Raw genomic sequence first — 20,800 nt, forward strand, 5'->3', positions numbered from 1 at the left:
AATTTTTATTTGGCAGCGGATGTGTAGTTTTGCGCCAGAGGACGTAAGGTATGTGACGCGTCAATAAAAAATTATGAATGTGTCAGTGGGGAAACCTAGTTCAGGGGGTACTCATTGGTCTCATGCGTGCAAAATGTTAGGCTGCAGAAGTTTGGTGTTTTTTCAGGCAGTAGTAATTTTTTGTGAAAAATTGCACTGTATGCACGAATCAAAGTTCTGAAGTAACAACTTCATCGAGAGGAGAATAAGGATGGAAGAGTCTGCGCGTTCTTTTCCCATTCCTCATATTCATGGGTGGTTCAAAGCCGCATTAGCAGCTGTTGTAACTATCGCTATGCTGCTAGTTCTGGTTCCCTTTATTGGTAATGCTCAGGAACAAGGTGCCGACAAGTTTGTCTTAAGCAATCCGGTACTTACCAATGATGCCGATAGCACCACCCTGAACGATACGATCACAGTAAATACCACTGTGAATTTTCGTGTCCAATGGGCGCTGAAAGAAGGTAAAAAATTAGCTGCTGGTGATACTTTCAGTGTTGAACTTCCCGACGATATCATTGGCTATCCGGCTAGTTTGCCTGAGTTTAAACTGCGTGATGGTAATGAGGATGTGGCAACGTGCACCCGACATAACGAAAAGAAACTCTCGTGTACTTTCTTGGATAACACCGAATTGCTGAAAAAAGAACAGCGATTAGGTTCACTCAATGTTTCGGTGCAGGCTCGCACAGTTACTAATACCAAGACTGTATCGGTTCGCGTTAATGGAACCGAAAAAATGGACCTGTCTCTTCCTAAAGGCAATGGAACCTGCGTGATCTGTGCGAACAAAAATATGCCTCAGGTAGCGGTTAAAAGCGGCATCATTGAGCGCGCACAGGCAAACGCTACGCCAGGCTCGTTGAATTCTTTTGATCGGGTTCGCTGGGAAGTTACTATTCCCGGTAACCAATTAGCTAGTGAGAACCTTAGCCACTTAGAGATCACCGATACCATTACTGGTGACCATTACTTTAAAAACAACACAGATATAGACCATACCCAGCTACGCGTCCGGGTCTATGATTCAACCGGTAAGGAAGTAACCAAGGAATTCTACCCTTCGCTTACTGGTAATAATCCGCACGTACTTACCGGGGTAGCAGAAGGTAATGACAAAGACCATACCGTTGTTGCCCGTCTGAACGAGCTTAAAGCTCGCATGAATAAACCAGCTAAAGGTTGGAACCCAGATGCCTCAGGCAAAGAAGATACTCGAGTAGGAAACTATAAGTGGGTTTTTACCTACTACAGCTTCTTTGTGGAAGGTAAAACACCAGCTAGTAAGGCGGAACTAGATATTATTCCGGCAAAGAATGTTTTTAAGGTTACTAATAGTAAAAACATTACTGCTGAGCGTAGTGCCCGCTATAGTTCTGCTGGCGGCGATGCTTCTGGTGTCGTTCCGTTCTACTTGACTAAACAGGTTAACGGGCTTAACCCAGAGCTTTTGAAAAGAGCACAGCAACACTACTTTAGTTTCGATTATGTATGCCGCAAAGAAGTAGGCAAACCAGTTGAGATTAATGCTCTTAGCGAGCTGACTAAATCTGGAAATGCTGACCTCTACGATAGAGGTAGTTTTGGTCTCGGCGTTGCTGGCGATGGTTCTCGTGAGCGAAGCCCTAAATCTTATCCAGTAGGCACACATTGCCGAATCTGGGAAGATAAGGCATCGGCACGATTCCATGATGTAGAGCCAAATATTTTCACCACAGTTGAATCTAGTTTGTTGGAGTCGAGCGATTTCGCGAATGTCGTGCTATCAACTGATTTGATAAAGAACGTGGTGCCATTCCAGAACCTTTATCCACCAGTAGCACCAACGACGACACCAACTTCTACTACCCAGTCGACGACAACGACTACTGAGACAACGTCTACTACTGAACCAACTGAGACAAGTTCTACTACCGAAACGACGGAACCAACCGAGACCTCGAGCACCGAGCCAACGGAAACCACCACAACCGAGACCTCGACAACGGAGCCAACAGAAACGACTTCGACCACCTCGACGACGCAGGACACTACCGAGCCGGTACCACCTACGACTTCGAGTACCGAGCCAACAGAGCCAACTTCAACAACCTCAAGTACTGAACCGACTCCAACGACGTCGACGACTGAGCCAAGTACTACCCCAAGTACCACTAGTGCGACCACAACTCCGCGAGTCCCTTCCGGGGGCTTGGAGGTAAGCAAGCGCGTCGATACGCAATCTTTGGTGGGATCGTCGATACCAGTGAATAAGGTGTTCAACTTTGTTGTGACTTGGGACGTTAATGGACAAAGCGTCACTAAGGAATTTAGCCTTTCCGACGGACAAACTTTCGCTGATTTTGGTGAGATTCCAGCGGGCACAACCGTGATAATTCGTGAGATTCAGCCTGATAATGGTTTATTTGAGAGCTGGGCACAGCCAAGCTTTAGTATCAATGGCCAAGATGTGCAGGCGCAGGATAATGCTATTCGGGTAACCACTGGTGAAGAAACCGTGGTGAAGGTAGCAGTGACCAACCATCGCAGCATTCCATGGTGGCCGATCTTGATTCCGTTGATCCCACTTATCCCATTAATACCGAATATTCCACCAGCCTCGCCTGCTCCACCGCAGCCGGTGGAAACCCCAGCACCAAGTAGTGCACCAAGTAGTTCGATGACTAGTACACCAAGTATGCCGCCAAAGGCAGATACGACTACGACGCAGAATAAAACCCAGCGTAACCTGGCAAATACGGGTGTAGAGCTCAACTTAATTGTGTTGCTTGCCCTCGTCCTTGTTATTGCAGGTCTAGTTAGTAGGTTTAAGCGCTCTTAAGTTGTAGCGTAAGTAGCTAAGCTATTGAAAAGAAAATGTCGCCTCCTGGAAATATAGGAGGCGACATTTTTAATGTTTGAGCACATGTGTTTAACCACATTTGGTTAAACATATTTATGGTGAAAGAGTGAAAGCGCAGGATCCTATCACTTTTTAGTGCTACTTATCTTCGATAAAAACCCAACTTTTTATTCATAAAAAGTATTAGCGTCAGTCGCTTCCGGGGTAGGATGAGGAAAAATTTACCCTGTTTGTGGAGACGAAAGGACGTTTATTCTATGACTACTGTTGCAGTTGTCGGCGCAACCGGTCAGGTTGGGCGGGTTATGCGCGATCTTTTGGAAGCGCGAAAATTTCCGGTCTCCCAGATTCGATTCTTTGCTTCTGCGCGTTCTGCCGGAACCACGCTGAGCTTTAATGGCGAGAATATTGAGGTAGAAGACTTAGCGCTGCAAACTGAAGATTCTTTACGCGGTATTGATATTGCGCTATTTTCTGCAGGCGGTAGTACCTCTACTGAGTATGCGCCACTTTTTGCGGCTGCCGGGGCGGTAGTTATTGATAACTCTTCTGCCTGGCGCAAAGATGATGAGGTGCCGTTGATTGTCTCTGAGGTTAACCCGGATGATCGCCATGATTTACCCAAGGGGATTATTGCCAACCCGAATTGCACCACCATGGCAATTATGCCGGTGATCAAGGCGCTTCATGAGGCGGCAGGGGTAGTTAAACTGCATGTTTCTAGCTATCAAGCAGTATCTGGTTCCGGTCTTGCCGGCGTGGAAACACTACTTAAACAAGCTGCGGAAATTGGCGATCAAGCCGCTGAATTAGTTCACGATGGCGCAATGATGAACCCAACTGAATTGGGACCATATATTGCTCCCATTGCCTATAATGTGTTGCCGCTGGCCGGTAATTTAGTTGAGGATGGCAGCCTGGAAACCGATGAGGAACAAAAGCTGCGCAATGAATCGCGTAAGATTCTTGGCTTGCCGGAGCTAAAAGTGGCTGGAACGTGTGTGCGGGTTCCTGTATTTACCGGTCATACCATGGTGGTGCACGCCGAGTTTAATCAGCCTATTAGTGTTGCGCAGGCACAGTCGGTACTAGAGCAGGCACCAGGGGTACAGCTAGTTGAGGTTCCTACTCCGCTTGCTGCTGCAGGAAAAGATGATTCCTTGGTTGGGCGTATTCGACAGGATCAGACCATCGATGATAACCGTGGCTTGGTTTTTGTTGTTTCCGGAGATAATTTGCGCAAAGGCGCAGCACTTAATGCTATCCAGATTGCGGAGTTATTTGTTTAATTGCATCTTATGATGAACATATAGATAAATGCCGAACACTGAAAAGAAGGTGTTCGGCATTTTTTATTAGGCGCTTGTTGCACCGCGCTCGTCATTGTTTTTGCTGGCTGCGAGAATATCTGCGCGAGCACGTGCTACCCGGGAGCGAATGGTACCAATGCGCACGCCAGCAATAGTGGCGGCTTCTTCGTAGGAATAGCCTAAAACTTGGGTCAAAATGAGTGCTTCGCGACGCTCTATTGGCAGCTCATCGATAATAAGCTGCACATCCACCCAGTCACTCCACGTGGATTCACTAGGGGAGTCAATGGATTCGACCTGGGCAATGGATTTTTTGGGTCGGGCAAGATCGTGGCGGATATTATCTACCCATACTCGCCGGGCTAAAGAAAGCAGCCAGGTATGTGCCGAAGAGCGAGCGGCAAAACGTGGTAAGGCGCTAATTACTCGTAAGTAGGTTTCCTGGGTGAGGTCATCGGCAATTCCGGAGCCGCCGAGGTGAGCAAGGAGTCGCCACACGTCTTTTTGGGTCAACCGGATGAATTCGGTGAGCGCAGCTTTATCTCCGCGACCAGCTTTGAGTGCTAGTTCGGTGACATAGGCGCTTGGGCGCTCGGCGTTTTTCATGGCTGTTGATGTTACCACTGGGGTAATAGTTGAGGGAATAGTACGTACAATGTGTGGCGATGGGGTCGTCGAAAAGTAGTAAAAAGGGTCATTAGGGTGCGTAATTAGGTTTTCCTAAATTATAAATTTATTTTGCAAGGTTTTTACTTTTAATATAGATTGTTCATTGACTCACTTTGATAAGAAACCCCTTTAGGAGGATCAAATGAATTCTTCAATTGATTCAGTATTGGCCAACGGTCAACTTTCAGACACTTCCGGAACCACGACTCGTCACGGCGGGCAGCCGGTCGCTAGTGAAAATATCTCTATTACCGCTGGCGCACAGGGGGCGAATGTACTCAATGACATTCACCTCATTGAAAAACTGGCGCATTTTAACCGCGAGCGCGTTCCAGAGCGCAACCCACACGCTAAAGGCCATGGCGCTTTTGGTGAACTGCACATTACTGAGGATGTTTCCCAATACACCAAGGCAAAACTCTTCCAAAAAGGCACTGTTACCCCAATGGGTGTGCGTTTTTCTACCGTTGCCGGTGAGCAGGGTTCGCCAGATACCTGGCGCGATGTACATGGTTTTGCGCTTCGTTTTTGGACTGAGGATGGCAACTATGACATCGTCGGCAATAACACCCCGACTTTTTTCCTACGGGATGGAATAAAATTCCCTGATTTTATTCACTCCCAGAAGCGCTTAGGTCGTAACGGGCTACGCGATGCGGATATGCAGTGGGATTTTTGGACCCGCGCCCCAGAAAGCGCCCACCAAGTTACCTACCTGATGGGGGATCGGGGTACTCCGAAGACCTCGCGCCACCAGGATGGCTTTGGCTCACACACGTATCAGTGGATCAATGAAGCAGGAACTCCAGTATGGATTAAATACCACTTCAAGACCCGCCAGGGCTGGGACTGCTTTACCGACGCCCAGGCGCAGGAAATGGCCGGAAAAAACGCTGACTACCAGCGCGAAGATCTTTATAACGCAATCGAAAACGGCGACTATCCTATTTGGGATGTCAAGGTTCAGATTATGCCTTTTGAAGAGGCAGAAACCTACCGTTGGAACCCCTTCGATCTAACCAAGACCTGGTCGCAAAAAGACTATCCGCTTATCGACGTCGGATACTTTATTCTTAACCGTAATCCACAGAACTTCTTCACTCAGATTGAACAGCTCGCACTGGATCCATCCAATTTGGTGCCAGGTATTGGTCTTTCCCCAGATCGCATGCTGCAAGCACGTACCTTTGCTTATGCCGACGCGCACCGCTACCGTATTGGACCGAACTATCGCCAGCTGCCAATCAACCAGCCAATTGTGCCGGTCAACACTTACTCGCATGAAGGGGCAATGGCTTATCAGTTCAATCCTGCGACGGCACCTACCTATAGCCCGAATCGCTTTGATAAAGGCGCAGGTTTCCTCGATGATGGCGAGACCACCAGCTCTGGAAAGAGCTACGGGCAAGCTGTTGATCTCTATGTGAACCCAGATCCACATGGCACAGATCTTGTACGTGCTGCCTATGTTCGTCATGAGCAAGACGACGATTTTATTCAGGCCGGAATTCTCTTCCGGGAGGTTTTCGACGACGGTGAGAAACAGCGTTTTATTGATAACGTAACCAATGCCATGGTTGGTATTTCGCCAGAAGTTGAACAGCGCGTTTATTGGTACTGGTCTCAGGTTGATGAACAACTAGGTGAAGAAATCAAGCGCGTTTTCGCAACTAAGAAGTAAAAAACTTTTATCAGCGCCCCTTTTAAGGGGCGCTTTTTCGTTGGTAGGAAGGTAGATAAGCCTATGCTGTTGAGAAGATAAAACGACCTGGTGTGTCATACACCCAAAGGAATATTCATGCCATTTCAACCTTTTTTGGTTACTGTTGCCCGCACCCAAGAAATCTCTCCCCATTTTCGCCGGATCACTTTTACTGGTGCCAGCGAGATTGGCCCAGCAGTACCGGTGCGTGACCAGCGCATTAAACTTATTATCCCCGGTACAGCCGGGTTGTCTCAGCTAGTTGGTGAGGATTGGTTTAGCACCTGGCGCAGCCTAGATCCCGCTAGCCGAGGATTTATGCGTACTTATTCCATCCGTGATCTTCGTCGACAAGCAGATGAAATCGACATTGATTTTGTGCTCCACCCAGGAAGCCCCGGCCCGGCAAGTAGTTGGGCAGAAACCGCCAAAATAGGCGATCAACTGCTTATCATTGCCCCTGATCGTGACGATGACACCGGCGCAGGCATTGAATTTGCTCCCGGAAGAGCCCGCCAGGTTTTCCTCTTTGGCGATGAAACAGCCGTACCTGCGATTGCCCGCATTATCGCTGATTGGCCAGCAGGGCTTTATGGTACCGCCTTTGCCGAGGTGCCCGATGCGGCAGATATTCAAGAGTTTGATTGTCCTGATACGCTCACACTGAATTGGCTGGTACGCCCAGCAGGGATAAACCATGGCGAGCTGCTGAATCAAGCCGTAGCCGAATTAGTACATGCTCCAGCAACACCAGTGCTGTTAACAACAGATGCAGCGCCAGTATGGGAAACACCGGTGTATTCAAGTGCCGGTGAAGAAATAACCGAAGAAGCAGTTGCCGAAGATACTTATTATTGGATTGCCGGTGAGTGCTCAGCAGTAACAACAATGCGTCGGTTATTGGTGAAAGAAGCTGGTATTCCGCGCGGTAATGTGTCGTTTATGGGTTATTGGAAACGAGGTCGCTGCTTAGATGATTAAGCAGGCATGGGCTGTGTTAAGGGCGGTAGGCAAGAACTGATGGATAAGTATTTTTATGCACCAACTGGTGAGCATGAGCTACAGTACTCACCGGTTAATGCGATTATTGGGCCACGGCCAATTGGTTGGATCTCCTCGGTGTCACCTAGTGGACAGGCAAATTTGGCACCGTACTCGTTTTTTAATGTGTTTAACCGTAAGCCACCGATTATTGGTTTTGCCAGCATTGGTAGGAAAGACTCAGTACGCAATATTGAAGCAACGGGGCAGTTTTGTTGGAATATGGTGTCCACTTCGCAACTGGCGGCCATGGATGCTACCAGTGATCCGATTACTGGTGATGAATTTGAGTTCGCGGGCATCGAAAAAGCGCCCTCTCGGCTTATTGCTGTGCCCCAGGTAGCGCAGTCGCATGCAGTTTTTGAATGTCTACTCACCCAAATCGAACAACTTAAAGACGCTTCCGGGAAGGTGACTGAATCAGTGATGGTCTTTGGCGAGGTTATTGGTGTACACCTTGATCGCAGCATGATCGACGACGGACTGTTTATTACCGAACGTGCCGAGCCACTTTTACGCAGCGGTGGTGCCGAGACATATTTCCGTATTACCGCAGAATCAAGAATAGATTATCGACGATAGCGATAATTAAAAATAGTGCCTTTGAACAGGTAAAAATGTTCTTTTGTGTTAAAAGTTGTTATGTCGGTATTGATATAAAGATATGTAGTGATATATCTTTATATATCAGCGATATAACGGTATCTCTGATAACGACACTTCTTAACGGAAAGGACTATTATGCGTTTCGCACATCACCACCACCGCCACTTTGACCGCGAAGATGCCCACTTCCATGGTCATGAACATCACGGACGTGGACACGGACATAGAGGCAAAGGCCGAGGGCGCGGTGGCCGCGCCGGGAAAGGCGATCTTCGGGCAGTAATTTTGTATCTGCTAAGCACTGAAGCAATGCATGGATACCAAATCATCACCACTATTGCGGAAAAAACCCAAGATAATTGGACCCCAAGCCCCGGCGCAATTTATCCCACCCTGGCCATGTTGGAAGACGAGGGTTTGATTACGATCACTACTGAATCCGGCCGCAAGCTTGCCACTATTACCGAGGCCGGCGCACAGCTGGTTGCCGAAAATGCTAACGACTGGTCAATAATTATGGATCGGTACCACCCAGATAATGAGCAAGCTCGACTAGCAGCTGATGAAAAACTACATGCAGCATTTAAACAGCTCATGTTTTTGTTGCATGAAACCGATAGCGAAAAAGCACTGACAGTGCTCAACCAGGCTATCGAGGAATTAAAAAAGAGTTAATTAAAAAAGAAGAAATCCTGTTTACTCACCTCAGCAAACAGGATTTTTTTTATTCTTCGGTTTCGTAGAGTGAGCGCCCCATAATAAAACTTCCGATAGCCAAAATAACGAGCAGTCCGGCAATAGTAAGCACCACCCGGATAAGATTCCCGACCGAAAAATCACCCTGACCAATATCGTTAATCAGGCTGGCGATAAGAATCAGCGGTAGCGCTACTGAGGTGGTATTACCCATAAGGTTTGCCCGGGTCAAGGCATCGGGAGCGCGATAAAGCGCAATAATTGTCGCTAGGGTGAACATGCTGGCCACAATGATAAGCAGGCTCGCTGCAACGTCGTAAAGCATTATCGGCGCCCCTTCGAAATAATGCGAGCATTACTCATTGTTGGCAATACGCCACCAACAAGCGCGGCAAGCAATGCAATTTCATAGTTGATTTGGGTATCATTGTGCAGCGCCCACAGCAGATAAAAGCCGATCATGCAATAAAACACCATATCGGAAATAACTGCGCGGGTTAGTTGCTCTGGAGTGCGAAACATTAAAATAATCGTCGCCAGAATACCAACAGCCATAGTTGCCATACCAATAAGAGTGACAATCTCAAACATCAGTTATCCTCCCATTTCGGTGCCGGAGCAGGCTTTTCGACACTCACAGCAGACCAATCAAGCGGAATATCTTTTACCCTTGGGCTCAGCATCTCTTCCATATGTGCTAAATCCTTAACCACCGCTTGTGGATCGGCACCAGCAACCGCATGAACATATAAGAAGCGCTGTTCATTATGAGAATGCAGCGTTAATGACAAAGTGCCCGGTGTTGCAGTAATGGAAGCAGCGAAGGCAGTGATAAGAAAATCACTGTGGATTCGCAGTGGATAGTGCACAACGCAAGGATCAATATTTTTGCTTCCGGTAACGGTATCTTTAAAAAGCGTCCAGGCGGCCATAATCACCTGGCCAATAAGCCACACAATATAGATCAGTGCATGCATTAGCGGCCTCCTTGTAAATTATCACCAGTAACAACCGCTACCGGAGGTTGCTCGCCTTGATAAAGAACCGCCTGCTGATAGCCAGTGACATCGAGTAAACCAGAAGCGGCTTGGTTGGTGGCCTGGTAGAGCTGTCCGGCGAAAATGAACATAGACAAAGACATCACGATCATCACCGCACCAGGAGCCAGCCGGGAAAACGGAACCCGAAGCGTTTCCGGAAGGTGACGCATCGGAGCCCCCCAATACACCTTGCGCCACAACCGCAACATGGCTAAGAAAGCACCGAAGCTAGCAGTGATAATCACCGCGATTACTAGCCAAGATTGCCAGGCATCTGCGCTAGCGATGCTAAGAATTAAAAACACTTTGCCCCACAGGCCAGAAAACGGCGGGAAGCCCACTACCGAAAACGCCCCGGAAGCAAATACTGCCGCCACTAATGGATCGCGCCTAGCAATACCGGATAGCTTCTTAATTTTGTCGGTGCCATAGGTTTCTTCTACTGCACCAGAGGTAAGAATGAGTGACCCAAGGGTAATCATGTGATGTAGTGCATAGAAGATTCCGGAAGCGATGAGAGCTTGAGGGTTGCGCTGGGTAAAAGCTAGTACCACCAGAATCATGGGCATGCCATTAATCATTTGGTAGGCAAGAATTTGGCGCATAGATTTCTCACCCAAACCACCAAAAGCGCCCACGATCATAGAGATCACGCAGATGGTGATAATCAGCCACATCCAGCGGGAATCAAGATCGAAAATAACGACATAAATACGCATCAGCATATATACCGCAACCTTGGTATGCAGGGCAGAAAATAGTCCCATGACCGAGGCCGATGTTGCCGGATAACTACGCGGTAGCCACGTATGCACCGGGAAAATACCGGCTTTGATCACCAGAGCTACCACAATGACCCCCATTGCTACGGTGATGGAACCATGACCGCGCGCTGCTCCAGCAAGAGCAGCAATATTTACTGCCCCAGCAACACCATAAAGTAGTGCGACACCGATCAGCAGCAGGGTTGAGGTGGCCAAATTGACCAGCACGAAGGTACGCCCAGCGCTTAATCTTGCCCAGGTGCCGGTCATTGCAACGAGGGCATAACTTGGTAGCAGCATGACCTCCATAAAGACGAAGAAGTTAAAGAGATCAGCAGTAAGCAGCGCGCCCATAACACCGGTGAGCAGCATAAGCGAAAGTGAAGGATAAAACCGAGAGCGGGTTTCGCCCACCACAATGGCAAACCAGTTTGCGCAGAGTGCTACGAGTGCGGTGGTGATAATCATGATCGCAGCAAACGGATCAGCAGCAAAAGAAATCGCTACGCCACCAACATAATGTCCGATGGCATGCGCCATGGTGCCATGCTGGGCGACCTGAGCAAACAGCAAACAACCCGCAATCACAATGCCGAGCGGGGTCAGCAGTGCAAGCGTATCTCGCAACCACCGCCAGGGAGCCATTGCGGCGATTGCTACCGTCGCAAGGGGTAAACCTACAAAGAGGGGAAGTACATAATCCATTACTTAGCCTCCGTTTCGCTTTTTAACGCGTTACGACGAGCGGTATAGGCCTCATCCTGGGCAAGTTCGGCATTAGTGGTCGAACGCCCCAGGGTTTGTAGTGGTGAATCTTCGTCGGCAACTTCTTCCGGTTCGGTGTCATCGGAACGGCCCAAACCAGACAGGGTGAGCATATACGTTGTGGTTGCCATGGCGATCACAATGGCAGTCAGTACGAAGGCCTGAGGGATCGGATCAGCAGCGTCGCTGAGTGCGGTCCGGCTAGGGAACGGCTCGCCACGCCAGGCGGGCACACCAATCGCGAGAATAAGCAGGTTGGTGGCATGACTAATCAAGGTCATACCAATGACAATGCGCAGCATCCCGCGTTGTAGAACCAGGTACACGCCCCCGGAAGCGAGAATTGCGATAATGAGTGCAAGAATCATTTATTTCTCCTTTCCGGACTCGGTGATGTGTTGGTTGCTGTCGTCGATAAGCATGGCACTGGCCTTGCGGGCTTTGTTACGTAATTTTTGGTCTGTGTACTCAGAACAGGAACCACGGGGATTAGAGAAATCGTCGAGATGGCCAACCTTAGGCAGTGAAGCAAGTGGAGAATCCTGCCGGTTATAGTTGAGATCGGCGTAATCCATACCAGGACGTAGATAGCCGCCGAGTGCATTAATCGCCATGGATACCATGCCCAACACCGCCAAATAGACACCAACATCGAAGATCATGGATGTAGTCCAGTGTTGACCAGCCCAATGTCCGTGGATGGCGTACATAAAAGAACCATGCAGCAAACCAAGTAAACCGGCACTCACAGCAGTTAAGATACCCACACCGGTGAGATAGATGGGTAAGCGAACCGGAAAAATCTGCTTGTCGCGTGGTTGCGAACAATAGCTCAGCATCATCGCTGCCGCAGCAACCAGGGCAGCGATAAAACCGCCACCGGGGGAATTATGGCCGCGCCAGAAGATCATCACCGAGAGCATAATAAGGATCGGGGTGAGGAATTTCAGCAACGTGCGCAACGGAATGGAATTAAGCGTGGCCTGGTCAAAAGGTGCTGGATGGGTACCAGGGGCAAAAGGATAACGTGGCATGGACGTAATAACTGCCGCAATTGCGATCGCTGCCATACCTAATACGGAGAGCTCACCTAAGGTATCGAAACCACGGAACTCCACCAAAATAGTATTAACGACGTTATCGCCACCAGAAATCTCTGGAGCCTGCTGGAGATACCACAAAGCTAGCTCGCTGCGCTGGTGACGCGAGAGCAAAACCCACACCGCAAGGAAAGTAAATACCCCCACGCCTACACCAAGAGCAATGCCCAAGGCGTGTTGGGAACGACGTGGCCGGTGGAAATTCTTTGGTTGCTGGCGAACCACCATCATCATAATGACCACGACTAAGGCTTCCACCATGAATTGTGTAAGAGCAACATCTGGGGCACCTAATAAAAGCACCTGCAAGGTCACGCCTACCCCAACCGCGCCGATATAAACCACCGCCGTGAGCCGACGCCTAGTGCGCACCACACCAATAGTCGCAATGGTAATAATGGCCAGCGGCACAAGGTCTGTCCAACGATCGGTTGCTAGCCGTGGGCTTAACGCTACTGAGTCAATACCGCCATGAATAAGACCAGGGACAAGATAGAAGCAACCAAAAATAATTAACAGCAAGAACATGGCGGCCAAATGCCTGGTAGGGGCAACCGAATCCGCCATCTTTCCTAGATAAGCGCCTATCGACGAAAGCCCCTGATTGATGTTTCTTAGCGCAGTATTACCACTTATTGGCGCCAACTTCTTACCGCTAAGCGCAGCCCAAATCCGGTGGCGCACCACCACCCCTAGCGTGCCAAGAACCAATACCGCCACCGAGATCATAAAGGGCACGCTGAGACCATGCCAGAGGCCAAGGTGGGAATGCGGATTAGTGGAAATAGTACTAACGGCTGCGTTGATGGGATCGTCGAAAAGCGAAAGAAACGCCACAATGGGCACCGACATCATACCGGGAAGCGCAGCTGGCAACCATAGGCGCAGTTTTGCTTCCTTGACTTCACTCATATCACGCTCACCGTCGATAAAACCATCGAAGACAATGCGAGCAGAATAAGTAAAAGTAAAAAGCGCGCCAATGCCAGCAGAAAGCAGCAATAAAACCACTCCAGCACTAGACAACGGTGCCTCAGTGAACGCTTCCAACAGGGATTCTTTAGAGATAAAACCAAACAATGGCGGCACGGCAGCCATAGAAGCAGCAGCAATCACCACAGAAGCAAAAGTAAACGGTAGTTGACGCCAAGAACTACCTAACCGAGTCACCTCACGAGTACCAGTTTGATGGTCAACAACACCAATAAGCATAAACAAACTGGACTTAAACAAGGCGTGGGCAAGCGTATGCGTTAAAGCAGCAGCCAGTGCCACCGGAGTACCCACGCCAATAGTAGCCACAATCCAGCCCAAATGTGAGACCGTAGAATACGCCGTAAGCTTTTTTAAATCGGTCTTTTGGATAGCAAAGAAAGCCGCCATCACAGCAGTGAACATGCCGATAACAATCAGCAGTAGATTCCACGTACGCACATCATGAAAAACCGCGCTAAAACGCAGCAAAACATAAATACCCGCCTTGACCACAGCTGCCGCGTGCAAGAACGCTGACACAGGAGTAGCAGCCGCCATCGCTTCCGGAAGCCAAAAATGAAATGGCAACTGCGCAGACTTGGTAAACGCAGCTACCGCGATCAACACGGCAAGCGTGGCAGTTAATGTGGGCTGCTGCGCCCAGAAATCAGCCGCCAAAATCCCAGAAATACTGGTTGTCCCAGCGTGTGCAGAAGCAACTGCTAAAGCCACCAGTAAAGACAACCCACCAATAAAAGTAAGGATCAAGGTGCGCTGCGAGCCTTGCTCACCACCTTTGCCACCCGAGCGAGCAATCAGCATAAAGGACGCGAGTGATACCAGCTCCCAAGCGATAAACAACACGAAGGCGTCATCGGCAAAAACCAACAGCAAAATTGAGGCCATAAACGCCGTCATAAGGGTATAAAAGCTGGTGGTGCCATGTTTTTTAGGCAAATATGCTGCCGAATAAACAAACACAACTGCGCCAATGCACAGTGCGAGCAATGCGAAGAAAATACTTAAAGCATCTGCACGCAGGGCAAAATTAATGTCGACACCGGCGCCCAGCACATCGGGAATCCAGGTAACGCGGTAGGTTAGCGCGGTACCGTCAGGGGGCAGATCCCGGAAGAGAACTCCGGCAGTGATAAGGAAAATAGCAGCTAGCAGCCAGCCTGCTAATCGATCACAGATCCGGACCAACAAGGGTGCGCTGGCCAGCGCAAGGACAGCTAGCACAATGACATAGAGTAAGGTCACAGAGTCTTCACACCTATTAAAATTCTTCACTCCCGTCACTCCCCGGAAAGAGACAGACAAAGAGGTTGGTTGGATAAAAACTTTCGATGGGCAATAGTGAACCTGTCTTACTCTATCAGCAAGCAAAACTGCATGACCATCGGTGCGCCTGTGACAAAAGGGAACGTAAGAGCGTTAGTGTGAAGCACTATGAATGCTCGTCGCATCGTCGCCGCTACCTTGCTTAGCGCTCCATTGCTTTTTGGTGCTGCCTACTTTGCTGGCCACGACCTATCCGAAACATGGAACGCACAGGAAGCCACCGCCGCACCCACCGCAATCGACGATGCCCAGCTTGTCGACGCACGTCGTGCCACTGGTGAAGCAACGACTCAATCTGGTTTTCTTGTCGACGGTATCAGCCAGCTTGTCGACGGCACCAACCAACTTACATCCGGCGCAAACGAACTAGGAGCAGGCGCACTGAGCGCACGAGACGGCGCTCGCCAGCTTGCCGACGGACTTATCCAATTACAAGCCGGCACCGGACAACTTGGCGATGGTGCTACCGAGATTGCCAACGGTATTGACACTGCGGTGAGCCAGCTTGTGGGGTTAGAAGCCGTGCGCGGACAGATCCTGACCGCCATTAATCAAGTGCGTGCCGAGATCGCCGGAGCTACCGATAAAGACACCGTCGAATTCCGTGAACAACTTGATGGCTTTAGCCAACAGGTAGAAAATTTTCACTTTGACCCGGCCACGATTACCGAGTTAGAACGACTACGCACCGGAAGCCGCGAATTAGCCAATCAGCTTGATGTCGCTGGCTATGGCTACCACGACGGCATCTACACCGCCACCAAAGGCGCGCAAGAACTCGCTTCCGGGCTAGATGAACTCGCGGGCGGGGTAGATGCGGCCATTGCCGGAGTCACCCAGCTAGATACCGGTGCGCAGCGGCTGAATACGATGGCACATAACAATAAGGAGAAGATCGCTGGGATTCAACGGGCGCTTCCGGGAGCGCAAGCTGGTACCCCGGAAGCGACTGTTACACGCACTCTCGCCCCGCTTTATGCTTTCCTTATTGCTGCCGGAGTAATGCTCGGTGTGCTTGGCCGTCGTGGGCGAGTGGTGATACTTGTTAGCTTGTGTCTTGCTGCTATGACCGGTTTTTTGGCGGCGCTGATTGGTATCGGCGTTGGTGTTGGCGTAGCTAGTGCAATCGCTGGGGTAGGGCTTTTGCTCGCTGTGGTCACGGCGCTTGGCACTGAGGCGGCAGTGCGCGTTCTCGGACAAAAGTCGCTTCCGGGGGTGGTTGTGGCGGCTATCGCACAGGTGGCCGTTATTGGTTGGGTGTGGACGCGTGCAGCAACACAGAGCGTTGATACGCTGTGGCAGGTACTAGCAGGGCTATTACCCTTGAATTATGCCACTACCGCGATAACAACACTTGGCAACGGTGGCTCGATGGCCATGCTCTGGCTAGCGATTGGCGTGTTAGGTGCATTAGGTGCGGTGTCAGCGGGAGTAGTGCTGCGAGTTAGATAGACGCGAGGATTGTGCGTCGAAAAGCTCTTTTGAGGCAAGTAAAAAGCGAGCCTGATCGCTGCGCTAAAAGGCAGAATCTAGACTCGCTTATGGTCGGGATAACAGGATTTGAACCTGCGACCCCCTCGTCCCGAACGAGGTGCGCTACCAAGCTGCGCCATATCCCGTGGTCGTAAATTGAACTTACTCCTCAGCGAAAGCTGGCGCAAAAAAGCAGCTAACTAGCTAGTGTTTTGCCAGCGTTAAGCTAGCGACGCTCGGTAACACGCACCAGAGTTGCAGACGGCCGACAAAACAGACGCACCGGGGCGAACTTGGACTGGCCGAGGCCGTTGGAAACATGCATGGCCATGCCGTCGAAGGTATGCAACCCGGAAGCGCGTTTAGGATCAATTCCACAGTTGGTCACGATCGCTCTTTCTCCCGGAAGCGCGATTTGGCCGCCGTGAGTGTGCCCGGAAAAGGAAATGTCGTAGCCGTCGGCAGCAAAACGACGCAGCACGCGCGGTTCAGGAGAATGCGACAAAGCAATAGCTAAATCCGCTTCCGGGTTGGGAGGACCTGCGATCTGGTCGTAATCGTCGAGATCATGATGCGGATCGTCCACCCCGGCGGCTGCAATTTTAATGCCAGCAGTGAACTCATGTCGTGCTTGATTAGCATCAAGCCAGCCGTGTTCAATAAAAGCCGCTCGCATGCCCTGCCAGGGAAGATCAATCTGTGACGGCGTACGTTTCTTTCCGGTAAGGTAGATCAGCGGGTTGACCATCCGCGGCGCCCAGTAGTCGTTGGTACCAAAACAAAACAGTCCAGGGCGGCGCAGTAGCGGGTTAAGCGCTTGTAATACATAAGGGACGGCTTTTTCGTCGGAAAGATTATCGCCGGTGTTAATCACTAGATCTGGGTTTAATTTATCCAGTTCGGCGACCCATTGTTGCTTTGCGGTCTGGTTGGGGATCATATGCAGATCCGAAATATGCAAAATGTTAAAGCTTTCTTTAGCGCGTAGTGTACCTTTTGCCAGTAGTGGCACACTGACTTCCTTTAACCGGAAGCGAGTGGTCTCATAGACCGCGTAGGCGGTAGTAGCGGCGGTAACCCCTAGGGCAGTTTTGAACATCGACACCTCCATAACCCTAGTACACTCCAACTTTATGACCTTAAAAGCAACCATCCGTGAAGATATGACCGCTGCTATGAAAGCACGCGATAAACAACGTACCGGCGCCTTGCGCATGCTGCTCGCAGCCATCCAGCAGGAAGAAACCAATGGTACAAAACATGATGTCGATGACGCCACAACACTGAAAATCATTGCCCGTGAGATCAAAAAGCGTCGTGAATCCGCTGAGCTCTACGCTGCAAATGGTCGCCAAGAGCTTGCCGACGCAGAACTTTTCGAAGCCAGCGTCTTCGAGACCTACCAGCCCGCTCAGCTTGATGACGACAGCCTCAACACACTGGTTGCAGAGGTGATCGCCGCCATACCAGGCGAGGCCACGATGGGCCAGGTGATGAAGCTAGCCCAAGAAAAAGCTTCCGGAAGAGTTGACGGAAAACGCCTATCGACGGCCGTGCGCGCAGCCCTGGGCAACTAACGCCCGCCGAGCAACTGCTGAAGCAAGCTTTCGATATTGTCTTGGATATCGTTAGCTTGCGGCTCAGGTCGAGTAACCTCTCGTGGTGTGGGGCGTGTGGTCGTGCCATCAGAGACATAAACAGTTACCGTCGAACCCCGGCGAAGTGGCAGCGTGGCTTCGACACGCACCACATCGTCGCGGGCAATTCCGTTTCCGGGAGCTAATTGAGTTAATACTGAATACCCCTGTTCCTCAAGCTCTCTGCGCACATCCGCAATTGGTCGACCAGCGTAGCGAGAACTCAAGCTAGCGCCTGCGCCCTGATCAAAACTCAAATCATATCCCGGAAGCGCTCCTTGGGCTGCGCCGAGACGAGAAGCAGCAGCGAACCAGGTTCGCGCAGGCTCATTGCCACCAAACATGGTGCCGGAGCCGCATTGACGAGCTGGGCCAGTACACAGTGGTGAATTAGAGGTGCCGTCGTTATAGATGTAAGTTGCGGCTGCAAAATTGTCATTCAGGCCTAAAAAGGCAGAAGAATAGTGAGACTCGGTGGTGCCAGTTTTGGCGGCTAATGGTGAGTTCCAACCATAGGCGCGAGCCGCATCGGTAGCGGTTCCCTTGATCGAGTCGTCGCTCATGCCGTTAACTAGCGCATCAGCAATTTCGCCACTGAGGGCTTGCTCGCAGGCCGGGCGTTCGATATAAATCTCGTTTCCGGAAGCATCAGTGACCTTATCGACGGGATTTGGCTCACACCACACGCCCCCGGAAGCGAGTGTCGCTGCGACATTGGATAATTCCAGAGCATTGACCGCTGTTGGGCCAAGAGTATAGGAACCTAAGTTGTGGTCCTTGACATAGTTGGCAATGGAGCTGGTGCCGTCGAAAGTTCCTTCCTGTGCGTAACTACGTAGTCCCATTTTCACAGAAAGATCCACCACAGGCTCTACGCCTACTCGCTCAATAAGCTGCACAAAAGTAGTGTTGGGAGAGTATGCGAGAGCGTCACGTAGCGTCATTTGTGGTGCGTAGGAACCCGAATTTTCCACGCAATAGGTGTTTGCAGGACAGTTGGCGGCTCCGCCCTCACCGAGTCCCACAGCCTCGTAACGCGCCGGCACGTTAAGCATGGTGTTCAGGCCATATCCCTGTTCAAGGGCTACAGCAGCGGTGAAAATCTTGAAAATCGAGCCTGCACCATTACCAACTAACGACGATGCTTGTGGGAAGACGGTTTCGCCGGCTTCAAGATCAAGCCCGTAGCTACGCGAAGAAGTCATCGCCAAAATGTTTCGGGAGTCCTTTCCAGGAGCGATAATATTCATGACTTCGGCTACACCGTTGGTTTGTCCGTTTACCTGTCCGGAAGCGGCTTCATGCGCAACGGCCTGAATTTCTGGATCCAAAGTGGTTTTAATCGTGTAGCTGCCACGGGTGAGCTGGTCGGTGCTTAGGCCTTTTTCGTCGAGGTAGCGCAGAACATAGTCGCAGAAAAACCCACTGTCCCCGGAAGCGATACAGCCGTTGGCTAAGTTAGTTGGGGTTTCGAGAACACCGAGAGGCTCTAGTGAGAAACTTGCTGCCGCTTCCGGGGCGAGAACACCGGCGTCCACCATTGCTTGTAGCACTGTGTTGCGTCGCTCGGTGACCCCTTCCGGGTTGGTGTACGGGTTTAGATACGACGACGACTGCACAATACCGGCCAGCATTGCTGATTGTGGCACATTGAGTTCAGCTGCCGGGATACCAAAATAAGTTTGTGCAGCTGCTTCGATACCGTAGGCGTTATTGCCAAAGGGGATGAGATTGAGGTAGCGGGTAAGGATTTCGTCTTTGCTAAGTTGCGCGTCGATAGCACTGGCCATGCGCATTTCGCGTAGCTTACGTGGGATCGAGGTCTCGGTGGCGGCAGTCTGTTCGTCTTCGGTTGCCGATGCCACCAGTAGGAGATAGTTTTTTACATACTGCTGGTCAATTGTCGAGGCACCCTGTTCGACCCCGCCGGCTAATAAGTTGGTGGCAATTGCGCGTAAATTGCCTTGGATATCTACGCCGTTGTGCTCATAGAAACGTCGATCCTCGATCGCGACAATGGCATCTTTGATGGTCTGGGAGATTTGTTCACTAGTTATTTCGTAACGACGCTGTGTGTATAACCATGCGATGGGCGTGTCGTTTTTATCCGTGATGGTAGTTACTCCCGGTGTTTGGGCAACGGTGAGATCTTCCAAATTCGATTGCATAGTGTCGTTGGTTCGTTCCACGGCGACGGCAGAAATAGCTGCCACAGGTGCGGTTGCAATGGCACCGGCTACGCCAATAGCGGCAGTAGCGGCAACGAGCTTAGTTAAAGAATTCCAGACGGTCACCTCATTTACCCTACTTGGCTTTGCGACGAAGGGGGAATGGGGTAAACCCCCACAAAGTGTGATGCATTCGACTAGACGGGGCATTTGTGAATACACTTACAAATGCGTAAAGCTTTATTCGGCCGCGACCTTCTATCAACTAGCGAAACATAGGAGAAAATCCATGACCACAACAATTGCTAACGAGACTCAGCACAGCCCGTACGTATCGTTGGCGTCTTCGGTTGAATGTGGTGATTGGGTTAGTCAAGCAAACTGTCGCCATGGTGATCCAGATGCACTTTTTGTTAAAGGTGCGGCACAACGTCGTGCTGCAATGATTTGCCGCCAGTGTCCAGTGCTCAACCAATGCCGCGCCGATGCATTAGATAACAAGGTTGAATTCGGTGTCTGGGGAGGACTTACCGAACGCCAGCGTCGAGCCATTTTGCGTAACAACCCACACATTAAAAGTTGGGCAGACTACATAGAAAATGGTGGAGAAATCTACAACCTTCTCTAGA

The 20,800-nt window shown here is 50.4% G+C and carries 18 protein-coding genes and 1 tRNA gene; 9 read left to right on the forward strand and 10 right to left on the reverse strand.

Features of this window, described 5'->3' with window-relative positions; genetic code table 11:
* The first annotated feature begins 250 nt into the window (after positions 1 to 250).
* Both UL82_RS00750 and UL82_RS00755 read left to right on the forward strand, forming a co-directional pair.
* Positions 251 to 2,860 carry a DUF5979 domain-containing protein gene (locus UL82_RS00750; protein WP_046438432.1) on the forward strand — a complete coding sequence of 870 codons (2,610 nt, stop codon included), beginning with the start codon at positions 251 to 253 and terminating at the stop codon, positions 2,858 to 2,860.
* Between the two features lie 278 nt (positions 2,861 to 3,138).
* Positions 3,139 to 4,170 carry an aspartate-semialdehyde dehydrogenase gene (locus UL82_RS00755; RefSeq protein ID WP_046438433.1) on the forward strand — a complete coding sequence of 344 codons (1,032 nt, stop codon included), beginning with the start codon at positions 3,139 to 3,141 and terminating at the stop codon, positions 4,168 to 4,170.
* Between the two features lie 66 nt (positions 4,171 to 4,236).
* Here UL82_RS00755 and UL82_RS00760 read toward each other — a convergent pair whose 3' ends face one another.
* Positions 4,237 to 4,797, reverse strand: coding sequence for an RNA polymerase sigma factor (locus tag UL82_RS00760; RefSeq protein ID WP_046438434.1), 561 nt, complete (start codon positions 4,795 to 4,797; stop codon positions 4,237 to 4,239).
* Between the two features lie 205 nt (positions 4,798 to 5,002).
* Between UL82_RS00760 and UL82_RS00765 the strand changes: the two genes are divergently transcribed.
* The 4 genes from UL82_RS00765 (at position 5,003) to UL82_RS00780 (ending at position 8,884) form a co-directional block, all read left to right on the forward strand.
* Complete coding sequence (locus UL82_RS00765; RefSeq protein ID WP_046438436.1) at positions 5,003 to 6,541, forward strand: catalase; 1,539 nt, start codon at positions 5,003 to 5,005, stop codon at positions 6,539 to 6,541.
* Positions 6,542 to 6,658: 117 nt separating this feature from the next.
* Positions 6,659 to 7,543, forward strand: coding sequence for a siderophore-interacting protein (locus UL82_RS00770; RefSeq protein ID WP_046438438.1), 885 nt, complete (start codon positions 6,659 to 6,661; stop codon positions 7,541 to 7,543).
* 39 nt (positions 7,544 to 7,582) lie between these two features.
* On the forward strand, positions 7,583 to 8,185 hold the full coding sequence (locus tag UL82_RS00775) for a flavin reductase family protein (RefSeq protein WP_046438440.1): 603 nt from the start codon (positions 7,583 to 7,585) through the stop codon (positions 8,183 to 8,185).
* A 159-nt stretch (positions 8,186 to 8,344) separates the two neighbouring features.
* The gene (locus tag UL82_RS00780; RefSeq protein ID WP_083966369.1) at positions 8,345 to 8,884 is read left to right on the forward strand and encodes a PadR family transcriptional regulator; all 540 of its coding nucleotides are present in this window, start codon (positions 8,345 to 8,347) and stop codon (positions 8,882 to 8,884) included.
* Positions 8,885 to 8,933: 49 nt separating this feature from the next.
* Here the strand turns inward: UL82_RS00780 and UL82_RS00785 are convergent, their stop codons facing one another.
* From UL82_RS00785 to UL82_RS00810, 6 genes are read right to left on the reverse strand one after another with little or no spacing between them, the layout of a single operon-like run.
* A complete protein-coding gene (locus tag UL82_RS00785; protein ID WP_046438442.1) occupies positions 8,934 to 9,230 on the reverse strand; it encodes a Na+/H+ antiporter subunit G in 297 nt (98 codons plus the stop codon).
* Positions 9,230 to 9,496: a cation:proton antiporter gene (locus UL82_RS00790; protein ID WP_046438443.1), complete on the reverse strand. Its 267-nt coding sequence runs from the start codon at positions 9,494 to 9,496 to the stop codon at positions 9,230 to 9,232. Before UL82_RS00790 ends, UL82_RS00785 begins: the two co-directional genes overlap by 1 nt.
* Positions 9,496 to 9,882 carry a monovalent cation/H+ antiporter subunit E gene (locus tag UL82_RS00795; RefSeq protein ID WP_046438445.1) on the reverse strand — a complete coding sequence of 129 codons (387 nt, stop codon included), beginning with the start codon at positions 9,880 to 9,882 and terminating at the stop codon, positions 9,496 to 9,498. The genes UL82_RS00790 and UL82_RS00795 overlap by 1 nt, the downstream gene beginning before the upstream one ends.
* The gene (locus UL82_RS00800) at positions 9,882 to 11,414 is read right to left on the reverse strand and encodes a monovalent cation/H+ antiporter subunit D family protein (RefSeq protein WP_046438447.1); all 1,533 of its coding nucleotides are present in this window, start codon (positions 11,412 to 11,414) and stop codon (positions 9,882 to 9,884) included. The genes UL82_RS00795 and UL82_RS00800 overlap by 1 nt, the downstream gene beginning before the upstream one ends.
* Complete coding sequence (locus UL82_RS00805) at positions 11,414 to 11,842, reverse strand: cation:proton antiporter subunit C (RefSeq protein ID WP_046438449.1); 429 nt, start codon at positions 11,840 to 11,842, stop codon at positions 11,414 to 11,416. The genes UL82_RS00800 and UL82_RS00805 overlap by 1 nt, the downstream gene beginning before the upstream one ends.
* Entirely contained in the window at positions 11,843 to 14,812 is a 2,970-nt protein-coding gene (locus tag UL82_RS00810) for a DUF4040 family protein (RefSeq protein WP_046438450.1), read from the reverse strand.
* Positions 14,813 to 15,001: 189 nt separating this feature from the next.
* Between UL82_RS00810 and UL82_RS00815 the strand changes: the two genes are divergently transcribed.
* Positions 15,002 to 16,345, forward strand: coding sequence for a hypothetical protein (locus tag UL82_RS00815; protein ID WP_046438451.1), 1,344 nt, complete (start codon positions 15,002 to 15,004; stop codon positions 16,343 to 16,345).
* A gap of 90 nt (positions 16,346 to 16,435) precedes the next feature.
* On the opposite strand, the gene UL82_RS00820 is transcribed toward UL82_RS00815, so the two are convergent.
* Positions 16,436 to 16,512: transfer RNA gene (locus tag UL82_RS00820), tRNA-Pro, on the reverse strand.
* Positions 16,513 to 16,592: 80 nt separating this feature from the next.
* Complete coding sequence (locus UL82_RS00825; protein WP_046438453.1) at positions 16,593 to 17,477, reverse strand: metallophosphoesterase; 885 nt, start codon at positions 17,475 to 17,477, stop codon at positions 16,593 to 16,595.
* A gap of 22 nt (positions 17,478 to 17,499) precedes the next feature.
* Here UL82_RS00825 and UL82_RS00830 point away from each other — a divergent pair, with 22 nt between their 5' ends.
* Positions 17,500 to 17,943: a GatB/YqeY domain-containing protein gene (locus UL82_RS00830; RefSeq protein WP_046438455.1), complete on the forward strand. Its 444-nt coding sequence runs from the start codon at positions 17,500 to 17,502 to the stop codon at positions 17,941 to 17,943.
* Here the strand turns inward: UL82_RS00830 and UL82_RS00835 are convergent.
* The gene (locus UL82_RS00835) at positions 17,940 to 20,297 is read right to left on the reverse strand and encodes a transglycosylase domain-containing protein (protein WP_046438457.1); all 2,358 of its coding nucleotides are present in this window, start codon (positions 20,295 to 20,297) and stop codon (positions 17,940 to 17,942) included. The two genes, UL82_RS00830 and UL82_RS00835, sit on opposite strands and share 4 nt — an antisense overlap.
* Before the next feature lie 163 nt (positions 20,298 to 20,460).
* Here UL82_RS00835 and UL82_RS00840 point away from each other — a divergent pair, with 163 nt between their 5' ends.
* Positions 20,461 to 20,799, forward strand: coding sequence for a WhiB family transcriptional regulator (locus UL82_RS00840; RefSeq protein ID WP_046438459.1), 339 nt, complete (start codon positions 20,461 to 20,463; stop codon positions 20,797 to 20,799).
* The last annotated feature ends 1 nt before the right edge of the window (position 20,800 follow it).

The organism is Corynebacterium kutscheri (assembly GCF_000980835.1).
GTDB lineage: Bacteria > Actinomycetota > Actinomycetes > Mycobacteriales > Mycobacteriaceae > Corynebacterium > Corynebacterium kutscheri.